Annotated in this window: 2 protein-coding genes; both read right to left on the bottom strand. The window is 23.7% G+C overall.

Annotation, left to right across the window (positions count from 1 at the left end; all coding sequences use genetic code 4):
- Positions 1-140 precede the first annotated feature (140 nt).
- A complete protein-coding gene (locus C6B38_RS04980; RefSeq protein ID WP_105298871.1) occupies positions 141-419 on the bottom strand; it encodes a hypothetical protein in 279 nt (92 codons plus the stop codon).
- A partial coding sequence (locus C6B38_RS10075) for a PBSX family phage terminase large subunit (protein ID WP_105298870.1) occupies positions 419-1,033 on the bottom strand: 615 nt, incomplete at its 5' end. The genes C6B38_RS10075 and C6B38_RS04980, both read right to left, overlap by 1 nt.

Below are 1,033 nucleotides of genomic sequence, written 5' to 3'. Positions count from 1 at the left end.
TAAATAAAATATCTTTACCATTTACTAATCGCATTTGATGTCGAGCAATAATATTTGCTAAATTAATTGTTCAATCATAATTATAATATTTTAAAACACTATTAATATCATTTAAGTTTGGTAAAGATGGATATGTATTATTATTCATTGTTATTTTGCTCCTTTAATTTTAAAATAAGTGCATAATTAATTATATTTACAGTTAATAAACTAGGTTCATTTGATAAAACTTTTACACATACTTTAACTTTTTGATATTTTTTAATATACTCGTTATATAAATTTAATTTACATATTGCGATATTATCTTTTTTTAATTCTTTACAAAGTCTTTTTTTAACTTTTCCACAAACAGACATATAAGGTCTTTTTGCATTTATTACACGCTCATCATGTATTACATATATATCTTTTTTCATTAATTTATTCACTCCCTTTGTTGTCATAATTTATAATCTGCTGAACTATTATGTTTAACCATTGGTATTAATTCAAAGTGTAAGGCATAGAAATCACTATCAAATGTATCATCATATAAGTCTAACATTTGTTCTTCTCTGGCATCTGGTTTATCTTCTCATTGAATTAATTCATATTGGGTTTTACTTACAGGACATTTTTCTCATAATCATTTTAATTGATTAGTATTTATTAACATTGTAAATGCTTCAATACGATGCTTTATTTTAAATTTTTGCTTTTGTGCTGGTTTAAAATGCATGTATTGACCAAAAGTATAATTATATTTTTCTCTATTTAAACTTTCTAATGTTGAATAAGCACTATCATCAACATTAATTGATATACCTTGCTGAATTAAATTAAAGTATTGATTTAATTGATTGTTGTAAAACTCTAAAATATCTTTTACTTGTTCTAATGGTCCTTTAAATTGTTGTGTAGCATTTGAATGAGTATATTCTGCTACTTTATATGCTTTTTTATCAAATGAATTATATATTCAAAAACTAGCTGCTGTTGTATGTCCTTTGGGACTAGTAGAGTTTGCTAAGTCAACACCACCTAATAATTT

It is taken from the genome of Spiroplasma sp. ChiS (assembly GCF_002968355.1).
GTDB lineage: Bacteria > Bacillota_I > Bacilli_A > Mycoplasmatales > Mycoplasmataceae > Spiroplasma > Spiroplasma citri.
This window is presented reverse-complemented; position numbering and strand designations above follow the sequence as displayed.